The organism is Meiothermus granaticius NBRC 107808, assembly GCF_003574355.1.
GTDB lineage: Bacteria > Deinococcota > Deinococci > Deinococcales > Thermaceae > Meiothermus > Meiothermus granaticius.
In genome coordinates, this window is the sequence record NZ_QWLB01000003.1 from 63491 (window position 1) to 76792 (window position 13302).

Here is a 13302-nt window from a genome sequence, read left to right on the forward strand (position 1 = left end):
CGCCTCAAGGGGCTTGGTCTTCAACCGGGAGGTTCAGAGTCTCCGAACCCCGCACCAACAGCGCTTCTTTCGTGTTTAGGCTTTTGAGTAGAATCTCGCTTCCGGGTAGAGTTCGGCCTACCGGTAACACCACGAAGCCATCTTTGGTCTGGAAAATAGCTACGTTGGTGGCCCCCAAGACCACGCCCGAGAGCTTGAGCCCTTGTTCGCGCACATACTGCCCCACGCCACTAGCCGCCACAGCCTCTTGGGGTTTGCTGAGGTTGCTAGTGGGTTGGAGCACTTGGTTGACTCGAGCATCCAGTTCCGCTCGGGCATAGTCGAGGCGGGTGTTGCTCTCGAGGCTGGGGTCTAGGGCAGCAGTGGTCTGATCCTGTGGGCTGCTTGCGCTCAGCTCACGGCTCAGCGGGGCCAAGCGAATGGGCAGGGCCCCACTGCTCAGGCTAAGCGATCCCGGCAAGCTGTTCCCGTTGCCGCCTGGGCTAAGGCGGGCCTGGCCCTGCACGGCGGTCAGGCTAGGTGTGCTGGGCTGTGCGGGCCGGGTGGCCGGTAGGTTGGCTTGAGGCAGCGGGGTGATCGGCTGCTGCACGGTGACCCGACCTGCTTGCATGGGAATCGGGCGGGCCGTGACGGGGCTCAGGCTGGGTCGCGCGCTGGCCGGCGGGGTGGCCTGGGCCACCGGGGTAGCCTGAGCCGGGTTCTCTACGATCAGCGGTACAAAGGGGTTGGGGGGAACGGTCACTTTGGGCGCAGGAGCGGTAGGGGTGCTGGCGACGGCCTCACCCTTGGTGTCTGTAGGGGTTTTGGGGGCCTCCGTGACCAAGAAAGGTAGGGGTAAAACCTCCAACGGCCGGGCAGTTTGGGGGGTCGGATTGGTCTGGGTGGGAGGAAGAAGGGATTGCTGGGCCATCTGATTGGGCCGCACAAAGCCTAGATACCACGTGGCCACCGCGCCAACCAGCAGAGCTGCGACCAGGGCAACCTTGGCTGATTGGGGCATCCGCTGGAGAAAATTCACGGCCGACCTCCAGGCTGGGAGGATGGGTTAGGGGCTTGTCCTGGCTGGCCCTGGGTAGGCTGGCCCTGGACCGCAGGCTGAGCTTCCGAGCCTTGTCCGGTGTAGGTGTAGACCGTCATGGTTAGGCTGGTATTGATGGGTGGATTGGCGGTTTGATCGCCCCCCAAGGCCAGGTTGAGCCCGGAGATGGTGGAGAAGCGTTGCAGGTTCTCGAGCTGCTTCAAAAAGACATACAACTCGGGGAAGGGGGATTCCACCGTGATAGCCAGATTGGTGCTGCGCACATTGGCCACATCCGAGGGGCCGCCGGGGGTGCGGTTGAGGGTTTTGAGCACCACCCCACTCTCCCTGGCCCGCTGGGCCAGCAGGCTCAGCACCTGACCGATCTGCTCGGTAGGGGGCAGCTCACGCAGGAAAGCCTGACGCTCGGCCTCGAGCTGCGCAATGGTAGCGCGCAGCTGGGGCAGGGCAGCCTGGGCCGCGCGGCCTTTGTCCCGCTCGCTTTGGAGCTGCTGAATGTTGGCCTCGAGGTCGGGAATACGGTTTTGCAGGGGCTGGGTAACGAAGAAGTACCACAGCAGCCCCAACAGCAGGGCCACCACAATGGAGACAATGGCCCACTCGCGCTGGCCCATTCTAGCGAGAAGGGCTACCATTTTGCGCACCTCCTGGGTTGTTGACTTGGGCTGTCTGGGTTGGGGCAATTAAGCCGATGGTGGCTCCGAAGTTGTAAAGCCCACTGTTTTGGTCCAGGTTGGCCTGTTGGAAGTTGATGCCGAAGCGATCGGAGGACTCAAAGGCCTGTACGAAGCGGATCAGGGCATTCTGACCCAAGGCCTGGCCCTGCAGGGCAAACTCCACGTTGACCGGTTTGCCGTCGTAGGCGCCGTTGGCGGTGCCCGCGCTGACTTCCTGGGGGGTAAGGGCTTTGCTGGAGATGCTCTTGAGGGCTACCCCAAAGCCTTTGCCCTCACGGGGGATCTGGTTGATGACCAATGCTAGGTCATCGGACCAGGGTACAAACTTGGTCCGCAGGGCGTTGCGTACCGAGAGGAGCCGCTGCAGGTCTTGCTGCTGACTATTGAGCCGGTTCTGCTCGGCGATGAAAGGCCGCAGCACGTTGACCTCGAGCTGAAGCTGGTCGCGCTCGTTTTCCAGGGCCTGTACCCGGGTTAGGGCGTTGTAGTGCAGGATACCCACCGTACCCAGGATGGCCAGCACGAAGACCCCGGCAGCCAACCGCCACCAGCCAGGCTCAACCCGGCGGCGTAGGTTTTTAGGGAGCAGGTTGAGATTAATCAAGCGGACTCACCCCCCGTAGGGCCAGGCCGATCGGTACCGCGAACTCTGCGGATAACCCCCTGAGGTAATCCAGATCGAACTTGCTCTTGTCCACCTGAATTCCCTGCCAGGGGTCTGCAATCTCCAGCGGGATGCCCAGGGTGTCGGCCAGCAGGGGCACCAGGCTGCGCAGCTTGCTGCCCCCTCCGGCGACGAAGCCCTGATCCACCCCCAGATCTCCGACCTGAACCCGGAAGAACTCGAGGCTGCGGCGCAACTCGGTGGTCAGCTCGACCAACACCGGGCGGATGGCGTCGTACATTCGTGCGGGATTAAAGCGCTCACGCTCGGCATCAAAGTCCAGGAGCAGGTCTTCATCCTCGGTAGGGATGGTGGCCAGACCGTAGTTTTTCTTGGCGTCTTCCGCCGCTACCGGGTCTAGGTTGAAGGCTTTGGAAATGGCGGCGGTGAAGTCCTTGCCGGAGAGGTTGATGATGCGGTTCAGCAGCAGGCGCTCGCCCCGGGTGAGCACCAGCGCGCTGCTTTCAGCCCCGATCTCCAGGAACAGGGTGATGGGCTCCCGGTCGGTTCCCTTGAGCCGCCCCCCGAGGGTGCGCAGCCCAGCAAAGGGCTTAACGTCAATGACCACCGGCTCGAGGCCGGCGGCTTTGAGGGTTTCAACCAGGCTGGCCACGGTCTCTTGGCGCGCAGCCCCGACCACCACGTCCATCTGTTCGCCATCGGGTATGGTTTCATGGCTGTCCAGAAGCGAGTAATCGAGAACCACCTCGTCAATGGGGAAAGGGATGTAGCGCTCGGCTTCCCAGCGCACCGCCTCGTCCATCTGCTTGAGGGGCATTTTGGGGACCTGGAGGGTGCGGGTGATCACCGAGAGGTTGCTGGCCGCAGTAACCACGTAGCGCTTGCGGGTTCGGAGTTCCCCGAGCATCTCTCGCAGTTCGTTGGCCAGCGCCCCAGGCTCTACAATCGAGCCTTCCTGGATGGCCCCAGGGGGGGTTGGCCGGATTGCCAGACCACGCAGAGAGGGTGGGTTCCCCGAGAGCTCCACCAGCTTGAGGTTGGACGTCCCGATCTCTAGGCCGAGCGCCTCGACCCTGGGCCGCAATAAGCCGCCAAAGAAGTCACGCACGCCGACCCCTTTCCCACACAAATCTCATGGTGTGTGTAAGTATAGCATGGCAAAACCGCGTTTCCGTGCTCACATCGCCTACTTTACTTGACCTCTGGGGTTTTACGCGGGCATTTGCACATTGGCCTTAACCTTTCGATGCTCATGGGGTTTTAAGGGCAGCCTGGGCCATGCAAGTCGCGGAGGACGCCTAAGCGCTGGAGCAACGAAGAATTCCCTGCCCAAGGGGTTTTACGATATCCAAGGGCAAAGCTCAAGCAGGAAAAGCGTATCTAAAGGCAAGATTAATCTTCGTCTCAGACCCCCGGTCGCACCCGGATAGACGGAAAATGGGCCTAGAAGGCTCGAGCCACCGCTTCAGCAAACTCACGGGTGGTGGCCCTGCCGCCCAGGTCGGGGGTACGAGGTCCCTCTGCCAGCACCTTGTCAACCGCTCGCTCGAGCCGCGCTGCGGCGGCGTGTTCACCCAGATGCTCCAGCATCATCGCGGCGGAGAAGATGGTGGCGGCGGGGTTGGCGATGCCCTTTCCGGCGATGTCGGGGGCGCTGCCGTGCACCGGCTCAAAGACCGCATGCTCGAGGCCGATGTTTCCGCTGGCGGCGATCCCCAAGCCCCCGACCAACCCCGCGGTGAGGTCGGAGAGGATGTCCCCAAAGAGGTTGGTGGTGACGATCACATCGAAACGCTCCGGAGCGCGCACCAACTGCATGGCGCAGTTGTCAATGATGATGTCTTGGGTGGTCACCTCGGGGTGCTTGGCGGCCTCGGCTCGAGCAGTGCTCAAAAACAGGCCTTGGGTCACCGGTAGTACGTTGGCCTTATGCGCGATATGCAGACTTTTGCGCGGGCGGCTGGCCGCCAGCCGAGCAGCGTATTCACCGATGCGGGCGCTGGCCCGGCGGGTAATTACGGTGTCGGCAATGGCGATCTCGCCCCCTAAGTAGGTGCGCTCCTGCTCCACATAAAGCCCCTCGGTGTTTTCCCGCACCACCACTAAATCCACCCCCTCGCGTGAGCCCGGCACGGGGTGATGCCGGGCCGGGCGCACGTTGGCAAAGAGGTCGAGTTTGCGCCTCAGGTAGCGGATGGCCCCAAAGAACCCAGGGATTTTCTGGGTGGGGCTGGTTGCGGCCCCAAATAGCGTGGCGTCGGTGTGGGTGACTGCTTCTACGGTGGCGTCGGGTACTGAGGTGCCCACCTCTTCAAAGAGCTCGTATCCCGCTCGAGCCTCGACGAACTCGAGCGGTAGCCCGGTGGCTTCTAGGGCGATGCGCGCAGCTGGAATTACTTCGTGCCCGATGCCGTCGCCCTCGATAAGACAAATCTTGTAGTTGTTCTTCACGTGAAATCACCCTGGGCCATTGTAGCGCTGAACTTAAAACCGCAGGTCAATGTCAAAGGGTTCTTCGGCCTTGCGCCGGGCCTGCAGGGCGCCCTCGAGGATCGTCAGGGCTACGCCTATGGCCAGGTACACATCCCCAATGCTGATGACCTTATGGTACACATCCCCGATTCGCAAAGGGATAATGTCTCCCAGCATCCACAAGCGGGTGGAGGCGTCCATCAGGCTGTGCACCGCATCGTATTTTCGCGCCACCTCGTCAATGGCATACTCCATCCCGGCCGCCCGCAGAGCCACCGGGCTCACGGGCATATGACCGCCATTGGCAAAAATCACCAGGGTATTGCTCAAAAGCCCCAGGGTAGCGAACCACAACCCCCTGAGATGGTTGTTGAGCCACAACCCATACCCCACCAACAGCAGCACCAGCAGCTTGGCCAGCGGCCCGGCGACCTCGGGGGGGAGCAGGTTCTTGTAGGTAGCGAGGGCTAGCCCCCCGTTAAGGAGGGCCGCTAGGACAAAGGCCCAACCCGCCTTTAGCTCGAGACCGGCAAGGTCGCGGGGACGGGCTCCGGCGAGGAGGGCAAGGGCAACTCCGACGAGGGCAGCAGCGAGGAATAGGCTCGTAAGAAAACCTCCCGGTCTTTCCAGATGGGGTTCTCGAGCCAAGCTTGCTCGAAAACCTTAACGGCTTCGGGGTCAAACTGGCGCCCGGCCAGAGCTATTATTTCATCAAGGGCGACTTGTGGCGACTTGGCCTGGGTATATGACCGCCCAGCGGTCATGGCCTCGTAGGAGTCGGCCAGCGAAACCAGCCGCGCCCAAGGGTGAATTTGCTCCCCCTGTAGCCGTTCAGGATAACCGTTGCCATCCCAGCGCTCATGGTGGTACAAGATCACCTGCTTCACCCCTTTGGCCACAAAGGGCAGCACCGGCCTCAGTACCTCAACCCCCCGGTTGGCGTGGCTTTTGACCAGGTCAAACTCTTCAGCGCTCAGCTTGCTGGGCTTGAGCAACACCGAGTCGGGGATGGCTACCTTGCCGATATCGTGAATCCGGGCCGCGTAGGTGATGCGCTTGAGATCGGCGTTGTCAAACCCCATGCGCTCGGCCATGTCGGCCACGATGGCAGCAACCCGCTCGGAGTGCAGGCGGGTATAGGGGTCTTTGGCGTCAATGGTTCGCATCAACACCTCAACGGTGTTGTCGAAGGCCTCCTCGAGCTTCACCTTTTCGTCCCAGTAGTAGCGGGAGTAGTACAGCAGGAGCATCAGGAACAACACCGTAAACCCCCCCCAGCCGAACAGGATGGGGGTGGTGTAGGACTTGGCCAGCAGCAACCCAACCGGAGCCAGGATAAGGCAACTTTTCCAGAGCCAGCTGTAGTTCTCGAACCATATCTTTCGGAAAGAAGCCCCCGAGACCAGGTGGATAACATAAGCAACAGCCGAAATATTTATGAATACAAAGACCACCGAGGCAAGTCCTATCCCCAGCCCCTGGCTTACGTATATCCCTACTTCTCCACCCAAGAACCGCCCGTAGGTGGTGAAAAAATACCACACCAGGGCGCTGAGCCCGGTGGCCAGCCCGTGCTGGGTCTTGTTGAACAGCTCCTTATACCAAGGGTAGTCGGGCCGCCCGAACTTCCTATCCACAGAAGCCAAAAAAACCACCAGCGGGGCCAGCCAGCCAGGAAGGTATACGGCGATGGCCAGGGCCACCACAAAGAGGTGGGACATTGAGGCATCGAAGGGGAGCTGTACCCTGCTTCGGGTCCCGATGAAGGCCAGCACCGCCCAAAACCCCACGTCCAGCCAGCTAAAGGGCTGGTGGTGGCTGAGCCGCCACAGCAGGGCTTCAACCCCGACTAGCAGCCCTAGAAGGGCCAAGATGTAGGCCAGTACCCTAGGGGGGGGCAGTTCAAACCACGGCCGCACAGGGTGAGTCTACCGCCCAAAACCAAAAGAACAGGTGCAGGCATCACAGCCTGCACCGAAATGGCCTTACAGGAAGGCTTAACCCCAGCTGGTAGCGGCACCAGCGGCGAATGCGAGGGCAATCAAGGAGGAAATGAGAGCAGCGATCTTAAGAGCGGTCTTTTTCATGGTGTCCTCCCAGACGGTGTGGAAGCGGGTTTTGTTTTTGGCTTCCAACTGGCAGGAGCATACCCATACGACCCCTTGCCGTCAATAGGCAAAAGACTAAAAAGTCTTGATTTTAACTCAATCAAAACTGCAACAGAAACACAAACCCGAGAATTTGCGCCTGCAATGGGCAGGCTGAGCTAATGTTAGGCCGTGCTTCCGGGATACGCTGTGATATTTGAACCAAAAAATTCAAGAGGGCGTTACGTATCCAAGACCAGTATGCCACCGGTGGATTAGCTCGAGGTGAAGGCCTGAGCCTAGCCCAGCTCGAGCGAAACGTTCACGCGGGTGCCGCAGCCCTGGGCGCTGATGAGGTGTAGCCGGGCCCCGATGGCCTGGGCCCGCTCGCGCATAGTGCGCTGGCCTAGGTGCCCAGGAAACTCCTGGTGGGGATCAAAGCCCCGACCATCGTCCTGCACTTGCAAGACGAGTTGCTGCGGGCTGTGCTCGAGCCGGAGGCTAACCTTTGTGGCCTCGGCATGCTTGACCACGTTGTGCAGGGCTTCTTGTGCGATGCGATATAGCGCTTCCTTGGCCTCGAGGGGAATCTCAGGCTCTTCACCGAGATGGGTTTCAACCTCGAGGCCATACCGGGCCTTGAGCGCTGCAGCCTGGCGGGCTAGGGCGGCCACCAGCCCTTCCTCGGCCAGGGACTCGGGGCGCAGCTCAAAGATCAGCGCCCGCATCTCGGCGATCCCAGCCTGGGCGAGGGAGAGAATGTAGTCGAGCGGCTCACGCAGGGCCTGGGGGTTATGTTCGGCTGCGTTCAGTGCGGCCCTGGCCCCCAGGACAATGCCGTAGAGGGCTTGGGAGACGGAGTCATGGAGCTCTCGAGCCAGCCGGGCCCGCTCCTCGAGCGCCGCCTTACCCTGAGCCTGCTCAAAAAGCTGGGCATTTTCGATGGCGGCGGCCGCTTGCTGAGCGAAAATCTGGGCCAGCTCGATCTGCTCCTGACGGTAGGCCTGAGGGCTTTGGTGGTCAAAGGCCAGCACCCCCAGGATACGGTCACGCACCATGAGCGGAACCCCCATCCAGGTGCCGATACGCTCGGGGATGTACCCCAGTTGAGTTTGGGCGGTCACCCGGAAGGCCTTGGCCATCTGGGTATCGGCGTGAACGTCAGGAATGACCACCGGATTGCGGCTGCGGATGACCTCGGCGGTATGGGTGGCAACCTGTAGATCCCAGCTCTGGACCAGCTGTTCTTGGGGGAGTGGGCCATGGTAGCAGAGCAGCTCGAGCACCTCGCCATGCAGCACGAAAATTGCCGCCCCCGAATACTCCACCAACCCAGCGAGCTTCTCCAACAACTGGGCCAGCAGGGGCTTAAGCTCCAAGGTCAAGGCCACATCGCGGGAGACCTCGAGCAAAGCCGCAAGCTGCTTGTTTTTGCGCTCGAGCTCAGCCTGAGCCTGGCGTTCTTCGGTCACGTCCCGCAGGATGGCAAAGCTGGTCTCGGGGTTCTCCAACAGCTCGGTGGAGTAGGTGACGATTCGCTCCTGCCCGCCTGGCCTACGAATGATGGTGTCGTAAAGCCCGGCCACCCCACGGGTAGCCTGCGCTTGCTGCGCAGCGCGGTAGTGTGGAGCGATGAACTCGAGAATGCTGTGCCCTATAACTTCCTGTTCTGGCCGTTCTAGGATCCGGCAAGCGGCGGCATTGGCATAGGCCACCTTCCAGCGTTCTTCGAGGACCACAATCCCATCCAAAGAGGAGGCCACCAGGCTGTACAGCAGCGCAGGATCGAGCGGTTTCACTCGACCAATCCTTCCTTGAGGGCAAAGAGCGCAGCTTGGGTGCGTGAGCTTACCTCGAGCTTGGCCATAATGCTGCTCACGTGGGCTTTTACCGTACGCTCTTCCACCCCGGTCTCACGGGCAATGGCTTTGTTGGAGAGGCCTTTGGCCAGCAAGCGGAGCACCTCGGTTTCCCGGGGGGTAAGGGCTTCGCGCATCTGGGGGGTGCGCACCTCGCGCACCAGGCGTTTGGCCGCTTCGGGATGCAGCCGTACCTCGCCTCGATTGGCGGCGTGAATGGCCTCGGAGAGGGCTGTGGCATCGGCGTCCTTGAGCAGATAGCCCATGGCCCCAGCCTGTACCGCATCCACCACCTTCTTGTCCTCGAGGACGCTGGTCACTGCGACCACCTCCACCTCAGGGAAGCGCCGCTTGATTTCGCGGGTTGCGCTGATACCGTCCATGACCGGCATCAAAAGATCCATGATCACCACGTTTGGAGCGAGCTTCTCAACCTGCTCCAGGGCTTCTTGGCCGTTCTTGGCCTCACCCACAATCTGAATTTGGGGATCGGCAGAGAGGTATAGCCGCATTCCCTGGCGGACCACACCGTGGTCATCTACCAGCAGAACCTTGATGGGAGAATCGCTCACCGCTTCAGTATGCCACTGGGCTGGGGCTTGGTTAGGGGGTTGCAGCGCCCTTGGAAACCAGGCCAATCATGTTCCCATCGGGGCCGCGCAGGCTTGCGCTCCAACCGTAGGGGGTTTGGGTGGGGAGCTGGAGCCAGAGCACGCTGGGGTTACAGCGGAGCTGGCGGTAGATGGCTTCTATGTCGGAGACCTCGAGCACCACGTCGGCGAACTGGAGAATGGGGTCATTGTGGATTTCTAGGTGGGCCTGACCCTTAGCAAATCCCAGCTTGACCGACCGATACCCCTTACGGGCCGGGGTTTCTCCAATCACATGCAGCCCCAGCAACTGATAAAAACCGAGGGCTTCCTCGAGGTTGGGGGTGTACAGGCGTACTTTTGCCAAGCTGTCAATCATAGCGCGGTCTGCTCCTTAGCGACTAAAGACCCTCCTAGGGTAGGCCACTCGGGGGAAAGGGGCATTGTCCTTAAGGCCAATGGCCCTTTGTCCCCGCCGGACGATGGCCCCCGCCCCGGAAAAGGCTCTAATGGCCTCCAGGTTCGGCGGCGATGCCGCCCCCCAGGAGGAAGCCATGAAGACGCAGCGGGCAGGTTCGATGATCGGCGGGATGGTGCTGGTGGCGCTCGGTGGGGTTTTCCTGATCCAAAACCTCACCGGCTTGGATCTCGGCAACTGGTGGGCCTTGTTTCTGCTGGGGCCAGGGGTTTTGGCCTTGGCCCGGGCCTATGGCTTTTTCGAGGCTGACCAGGGCTTCTCCGGCAGAGCCTTGGCCGCAGCGGTTGGAGGCGGGGTGCTGACCCTGCTGGGCGCATCCTTCTTGTTCAACCTCGCCCTTGCTGGGGTCTGGCCACTGATTCTGATTGGGCTTGGTCTGGCCGCAATGGTGCGGCCTCATAGCCCCAGAGCTTGAGGGAGTGCAGCCCTCCAGCGTGGGTTGGCCAAAGGTACTAGAACCGCCTTGTGCCGAGTGACAAGGCGTATAGGACGCAGAAAAACGACACTCAGATTGATCCAAAGGGAGGAGCCATGTTTGCCAACCTGGAACTTCAGATCGCTTTAGCCCAGCAGCACACCGAGGCCCTTCGGGCGGAAGCCCGGCAAGAGGGGAGGGCTCGAGCCGCTCGAACCCCCTCGACAGGGCTTCACCTCCCCTTGATCTGGCTGCGGCGCTTTTCGTTGCGCCTGAACCGAAAGAACACTGGATGGAAACCGCTGTAACCCCCCAAAGGAGATGAACATGAGCACCTTAGACCTCGTACTCAACCTTAGCCTCTTGGCCTTGATGGTTCTGACCCAACTCGGCGAGCGCCGTTTGGACCGCTGGACCTATCTGCGGCCCGCACTCATCACCACAGGGGTGGCCTTCTTTTTCCTGGGCAGCCTCCCCCTGCAAGGGGGCAACGGGGCGATGTACCTCTTGGCCTCGGCAGCGGGCGCCCTATTTGGCTTGCTTGCCTTGGCCTTGATGGACGTGCGCTGGAGTGGGGATCAAGGTCAGATCGTGATTCGTGCGGGTTGGGGCTATGCAGCGGTCTGGATTGGGGTTATTGGCGGGCGAATGCTCTTCGCTGAGCTAGCGACCCATGCTTGGGCTTCCCAGGTGGGGCGGTTTTCCTACGAACATGGAATTACCGGCGCTGAAGCCTGGCGGGCAGCTTTTGTGCTGATGGCCCTGAGCATGATTGTGGCCCGCACCCTGGGCCTGGCTTTGCGGGCCAGGCTGCTGGCCCAGTCCCGGCAGGCCCTGGCGTAGCTCGGTAAATCAAAACTGAATCCGTAGATCCCTCGAGGAGAACCGTATGACCCTATCCAAACCTTTGTCCAACCAAGCGACCCTGCGGCAGATCGCCCTCCAAATTCTGGGAGCAATCGGGGTCTTTGTGCTAGGAACCGGCTTGGTTTTTGGCCTGCTGTTGGCCCTTGGGCTGGGCAACGCAGTGATGCACGATCCCGTCACCCGGATGTGGGCCGATGTGCTGCTGGCCGGGGTGCTGAGTGGCTTATTCCTGCTCTATGCCCAGAAACTGGGGGGGGTTCCAGCCAAGGCCTTTTCGTTTGCCTTCGGGGGTAAGGATGCGGGGTTTGCCCTGGGTGCAGGGCTCCTGACCCTGAGCCTCACCGGGGGCTATATGGTGCTCCTGAACCGTGTGGGAATCCACCCGTTTACGGTGGAGCTACCTTCGGTGGGGCTTCTGCTGATTGGATTTTTGGGCGAACTGGGGGTGCTGCAGGAAGAGGTACTGAACCGGGGGTTTATCTTTCGGCGGCTCCTCTCGAGGTACCCCGCCTTGGTTTCCCTGCTGGTCTCCGCGGGGTTGTTCTCGCTGACCCACCTTTTCTTCAAGAAGCCGGATTTTCTGCTGATCAGCCACTTCCTGGTGGGAATGGCCTTGGGCTACCTGTACCTCAAGAGCGGCTCGCTCGTGGTGACCACTGTGGTTCATGCCTTTCACAACTTCGCTGCCGATCTGTTCTTGCAGGGCAACAATGACGGGGTTTCCCTAGGGATCGGGGTATTCCAGTTTGCACAGCGCCTTACGGCTCCAGAGCGCCTAATTTTCGATGTGCTGCTGGCCCTGACCCTGCTGGGCTTTACCTATGTTGTGTATGCTCGGGGAACCCGGCTTTGGGAACCGGCCAAGCGGCTAAAGGCGGTGTGGGGTGGATAGCTCTAAAATATTGATCATCCATATCGCCGTCTAATCGTTTCTCATCTGAGCCTCTCCTAGACTTCAGAACGATGCGCCTTTTGCCCCTCGTGTTTACCCTGCTGTGGAGCCTGGCTGATGCTCAGAATGGCTTGACCCTGTACATTCCTCTCGATAATCGGCCCCCCAACTGGCTGCCCTGCACTTGGGGGCTGGTTCTTTGTCCGCCACCGGAGCTGTATCAGGGCCAGAATGGGGCCGATCCTGCTCAGCTAGCGGCTTGGCTGGATCGCACCTCAGGCACCAGGCTCATCGTCAGCATGGATGCCCTGGTATATGGCGGGCTGGTGCAAAGCCGCACCTCCACCATCTCCGCTGAGGAGGCCAAGGGGCGTATCGCCCCGGCTTTGGCCTGGAAGCTCCGCACCGGTGGGCGGGTGTTGATTTTTGGAATCATCCCTCGAGCCCCGGATAGCAAAGACCGGGCGCGCAACCTCGAGGTGCTCCGTACCCTTACCCCAGAAGCGGGTTTCGACTATGTAGAGGTGCCCTGGGATGACGCCCTGCCGGGCTCCCCGGCCCTGGCTGAAGCGGCCACCCTCCAGGTGTTTACCCGTCCTGGAGCCGATGAGACCGGGCAGGTATTGTTGCTGCGGGCCCTGCGGCCGGGGTTACGGGTCAAAGTGCTATACGACAACCCCGCCGCAGCCAAGCAGGTGGTGCGCTATGACGGCATCCCACTCGAGGAGAGCGTGTCCCGCCTGCTCCAATCGGCCGGAGCCCTTCAGGTGGAGCGAAACCCTGATCTGGTGCTGGTTGCGTATACCGGCCCCGACCCACGCCAGGGGCTCCTCACCATTTTGCGTGGCCTGCGCGAAGGGCGGGTGGCTGTGGCGGATATCGCCCGGGTTAACCGAGGGGACCCGGCCCTGATGAAATACCTCTTGGGAACCCAGGAACTCCCCCAACTGGCGGCCTACTCGGCCTGGGGTACCCCCTCCAACAACATCGGGACCGCGCTGGCCCAGGGAGGACTGTTCCTAAACGATGAGCTGCGGCGTACCGAGGTGCTGGCCCGGTCCTGGCTGGAGTACCTGTGGGGGGAGGTGGGTCGGCCCTGGGTGCGGGCTCGCTTCCCCGAGCCGCTGACCGAGGAGGCCCAGCGCTATGTGCTGGAGCGCTTACAGCACGAGCCCACCCCGGTGCTCGACCTGGGAAAGCTCGAGCTAACGGGGCTCTGGACCCCTTGGCGGCGCAGCTTTGAAGCGTATTTCAACTGGCGCTGGGAAAATGCAGCTTCGGTGCCCTAGGGAGCAGGACCA

At 61.4% G+C, this 13302-nt stretch carries 16 protein-coding genes; 6 read left to right on the top strand and 10 right to left on the bottom strand.

Features of this window, described 5'->3' with window-relative positions:
* Positions 1-4: 4 nt before the first annotated feature.
* The 7 genes from Mgrana_RS01625 to Mgrana_RS01655 all read right to left on the bottom strand — a co-directional run bounded on the left by Mgrana_RS01625 (position 5) and on the right by Mgrana_RS01655 (position 6732).
* Positions 5-1018 (bottom strand): hypothetical protein, encoded by a 1014-nt coding sequence (locus Mgrana_RS01625; protein ID WP_119355860.1) that lies wholly within the window; start codon positions 1016-1018, stop codon positions 5-7.
* Positions 1015-1674 carry a type IV pilus inner membrane component PilO gene (locus Mgrana_RS01630; protein WP_240631201.1) on the bottom strand — a complete coding sequence of 220 codons (660 nt, stop codon included), beginning with the start codon at positions 1672-1674 and terminating at the stop codon, positions 1015-1017. Before Mgrana_RS01630 ends, Mgrana_RS01625 begins: the two co-directional genes overlap by 4 nt.
* A complete protein-coding gene (locus tag Mgrana_RS01635) occupies positions 1655-2320 on the bottom strand; it encodes a flagellar protein FliT (RefSeq protein ID WP_119355862.1) in 666 nt (221 codons plus the stop codon). Before Mgrana_RS01635 ends, Mgrana_RS01630 begins: the two co-directional genes overlap by 20 nt.
* Positions 2313-3449: a type IV pilus assembly protein PilM gene (pilM, locus tag Mgrana_RS01640; protein WP_119355863.1), complete on the bottom strand. Its 1137-nt coding sequence runs from the start codon at positions 3447-3449 to the stop codon at positions 2313-2315. The genes Mgrana_RS01635 and pilM overlap by 8 nt, the downstream gene beginning before the upstream one ends.
* Positions 3450-3784: 335 nt before the next feature.
* Positions 3785-4792: an isocitrate/isopropylmalate dehydrogenase family protein gene (locus Mgrana_RS01645; protein ID WP_119355864.1), complete on the bottom strand. Its 1008-nt coding sequence runs from the start codon at positions 4790-4792 to the stop codon at positions 3785-3787.
* 33 nt (positions 4793-4825) lie between these two features.
* Positions 4826-5443, bottom strand: a complete 618-nt coding sequence (locus Mgrana_RS01650; protein ID WP_119355917.1) for a DUF5317 domain-containing protein — start codon at positions 5441-5443, stop codon at positions 4826-4828.
* Positions 5329-6732, bottom strand: a complete 1404-nt coding sequence (locus Mgrana_RS01655) for an HD-GYP domain-containing protein (RefSeq protein ID WP_240631202.1) — start codon at positions 6730-6732, stop codon at positions 5329-5331. Before Mgrana_RS01655 ends, Mgrana_RS01650 begins: the two co-directional genes overlap by 115 nt.
* Before the next feature lie 60 nt (positions 6733-6792).
* Between Mgrana_RS01655 and Mgrana_RS16670 the strand changes: the two genes are divergently transcribed.
* Positions 6793-7083 (top strand): hypothetical protein, encoded by a 291-nt coding sequence (locus Mgrana_RS16670; RefSeq protein ID WP_147021087.1) that lies wholly within the window; start codon positions 6793-6795, stop codon positions 7081-7083.
* A 116-nt stretch (positions 7084-7199) separates the two neighbouring features.
* Here Mgrana_RS16670 and Mgrana_RS01660 read toward each other — a convergent pair whose 3' ends face one another.
* The 3 genes from Mgrana_RS01660 to Mgrana_RS01670 are packed head-to-tail and all read right to left on the bottom strand — an operon-like array spanning position 7200 to position 9716.
* Positions 7200-8699, bottom strand: a complete 1500-nt coding sequence (locus Mgrana_RS01660) for a histidine kinase (protein ID WP_119355865.1) — start codon at positions 8697-8699, stop codon at positions 7200-7202.
* A complete protein-coding gene (locus tag Mgrana_RS01665) occupies positions 8696-9331 on the bottom strand; it encodes a response regulator (RefSeq protein WP_119355866.1) in 636 nt (211 codons plus the stop codon). The genes Mgrana_RS01660 and Mgrana_RS01665 overlap by 4 nt, the downstream gene beginning before the upstream one ends.
* Before the next feature lie 31 nt (positions 9332-9362).
* The gene (locus tag Mgrana_RS01670; RefSeq protein ID WP_147021086.1) at positions 9363-9716 is read right to left on the bottom strand and encodes a VOC family protein; all 354 of its coding nucleotides are present in this window, start codon (positions 9714-9716) and stop codon (positions 9363-9365) included.
* 187 nt (positions 9717-9903) lie between these two features.
* On the opposite strand from Mgrana_RS01670, the gene Mgrana_RS01675 reads away from it, so the two are divergent.
* From Mgrana_RS01675 to Mgrana_RS01695, 5 genes are all read left to right on the top strand, one after another.
* On the top strand, positions 9904-10242 hold the full coding sequence (locus tag Mgrana_RS01675) for a LiaF transmembrane domain-containing protein (protein ID WP_147021085.1): 339 nt from the start codon (positions 9904-9906) through the stop codon (positions 10240-10242).
* 116 nt (positions 10243-10358) lie between these two features.
* Positions 10359-10550 carry a hypothetical protein gene (locus Mgrana_RS01680; RefSeq protein WP_119355869.1) on the top strand — a complete coding sequence of 64 codons (192 nt, stop codon included), beginning with the start codon at positions 10359-10361 and terminating at the stop codon, positions 10548-10550.
* A 19-nt stretch (positions 10551-10569) separates the two neighbouring features.
* Positions 10570-11085 (top strand): hypothetical protein, encoded by a 516-nt coding sequence (locus Mgrana_RS01685; protein WP_119355918.1) that lies wholly within the window; start codon positions 10570-10572, stop codon positions 11083-11085.
* Positions 11086-11131: 46 nt separating this feature from the next.
* The gene (locus Mgrana_RS01690; RefSeq protein WP_119355870.1) at positions 11132-12001 is read left to right on the top strand and encodes a CPBP family intramembrane glutamic endopeptidase; all 870 of its coding nucleotides are present in this window, start codon (positions 11132-11134) and stop codon (positions 11999-12001) included.
* Positions 12002-12072: 71 nt separating this feature from the next.
* Positions 12073-13290, top strand: a complete 1218-nt coding sequence (locus Mgrana_RS01695) for a DUF4127 family protein (RefSeq protein ID WP_119355871.1) — start codon at positions 12073-12075, stop codon at positions 13288-13290.
* The last annotated feature ends 12 nt before the right edge of the window (positions 13291-13302 follow it).

Bases quoted from the DNA above. Each gene is read 5' to 3' on its own strand.
- Mgrana_RS01630 (WP_240631201.1), bottom strand. From the start codon at position 1,674: ATGGTAGCCCTTCTCGCTAGAATGGGCCAGCGCGAGTGGGCCATTGTC.
- Mgrana_RS16670 (WP_147021087.1), top strand. From the start codon at position 6,793: ATGGCCTTACAGGAAGGCTTAACCCCAGCTGGTAGCGGCACCAGCGGC.
- Mgrana_RS01675 (WP_147021085.1), top strand. From the start codon at position 9,904: ATGAAGACGCAGCGGGCAGGTTCGATGATCGGCGGGATGGTGCTGGTG.
- Mgrana_RS01680 (WP_119355869.1), top strand. From the start codon at position 10,359: ATGTTTGCCAACCTGGAACTTCAGATCGCTTTAGCCCAGCAGCACACC.
- Mgrana_RS01685 (WP_119355918.1), top strand. From the start codon at position 10,570: ATGAGCACCTTAGACCTCGTACTCAACCTTAGCCTCTTGGCCTTGATG.
- Mgrana_RS01690 (WP_119355870.1), top strand. From the start codon at position 11,132: ATGACCCTATCCAAACCTTTGTCCAACCAAGCGACCCTGCGGCAGATC.
- Mgrana_RS01695 (WP_119355871.1), top strand. From the start codon at position 12,073: ATGCGCCTTTTGCCCCTCGTGTTTACCCTGCTGTGGAGCCTGGCTGAT.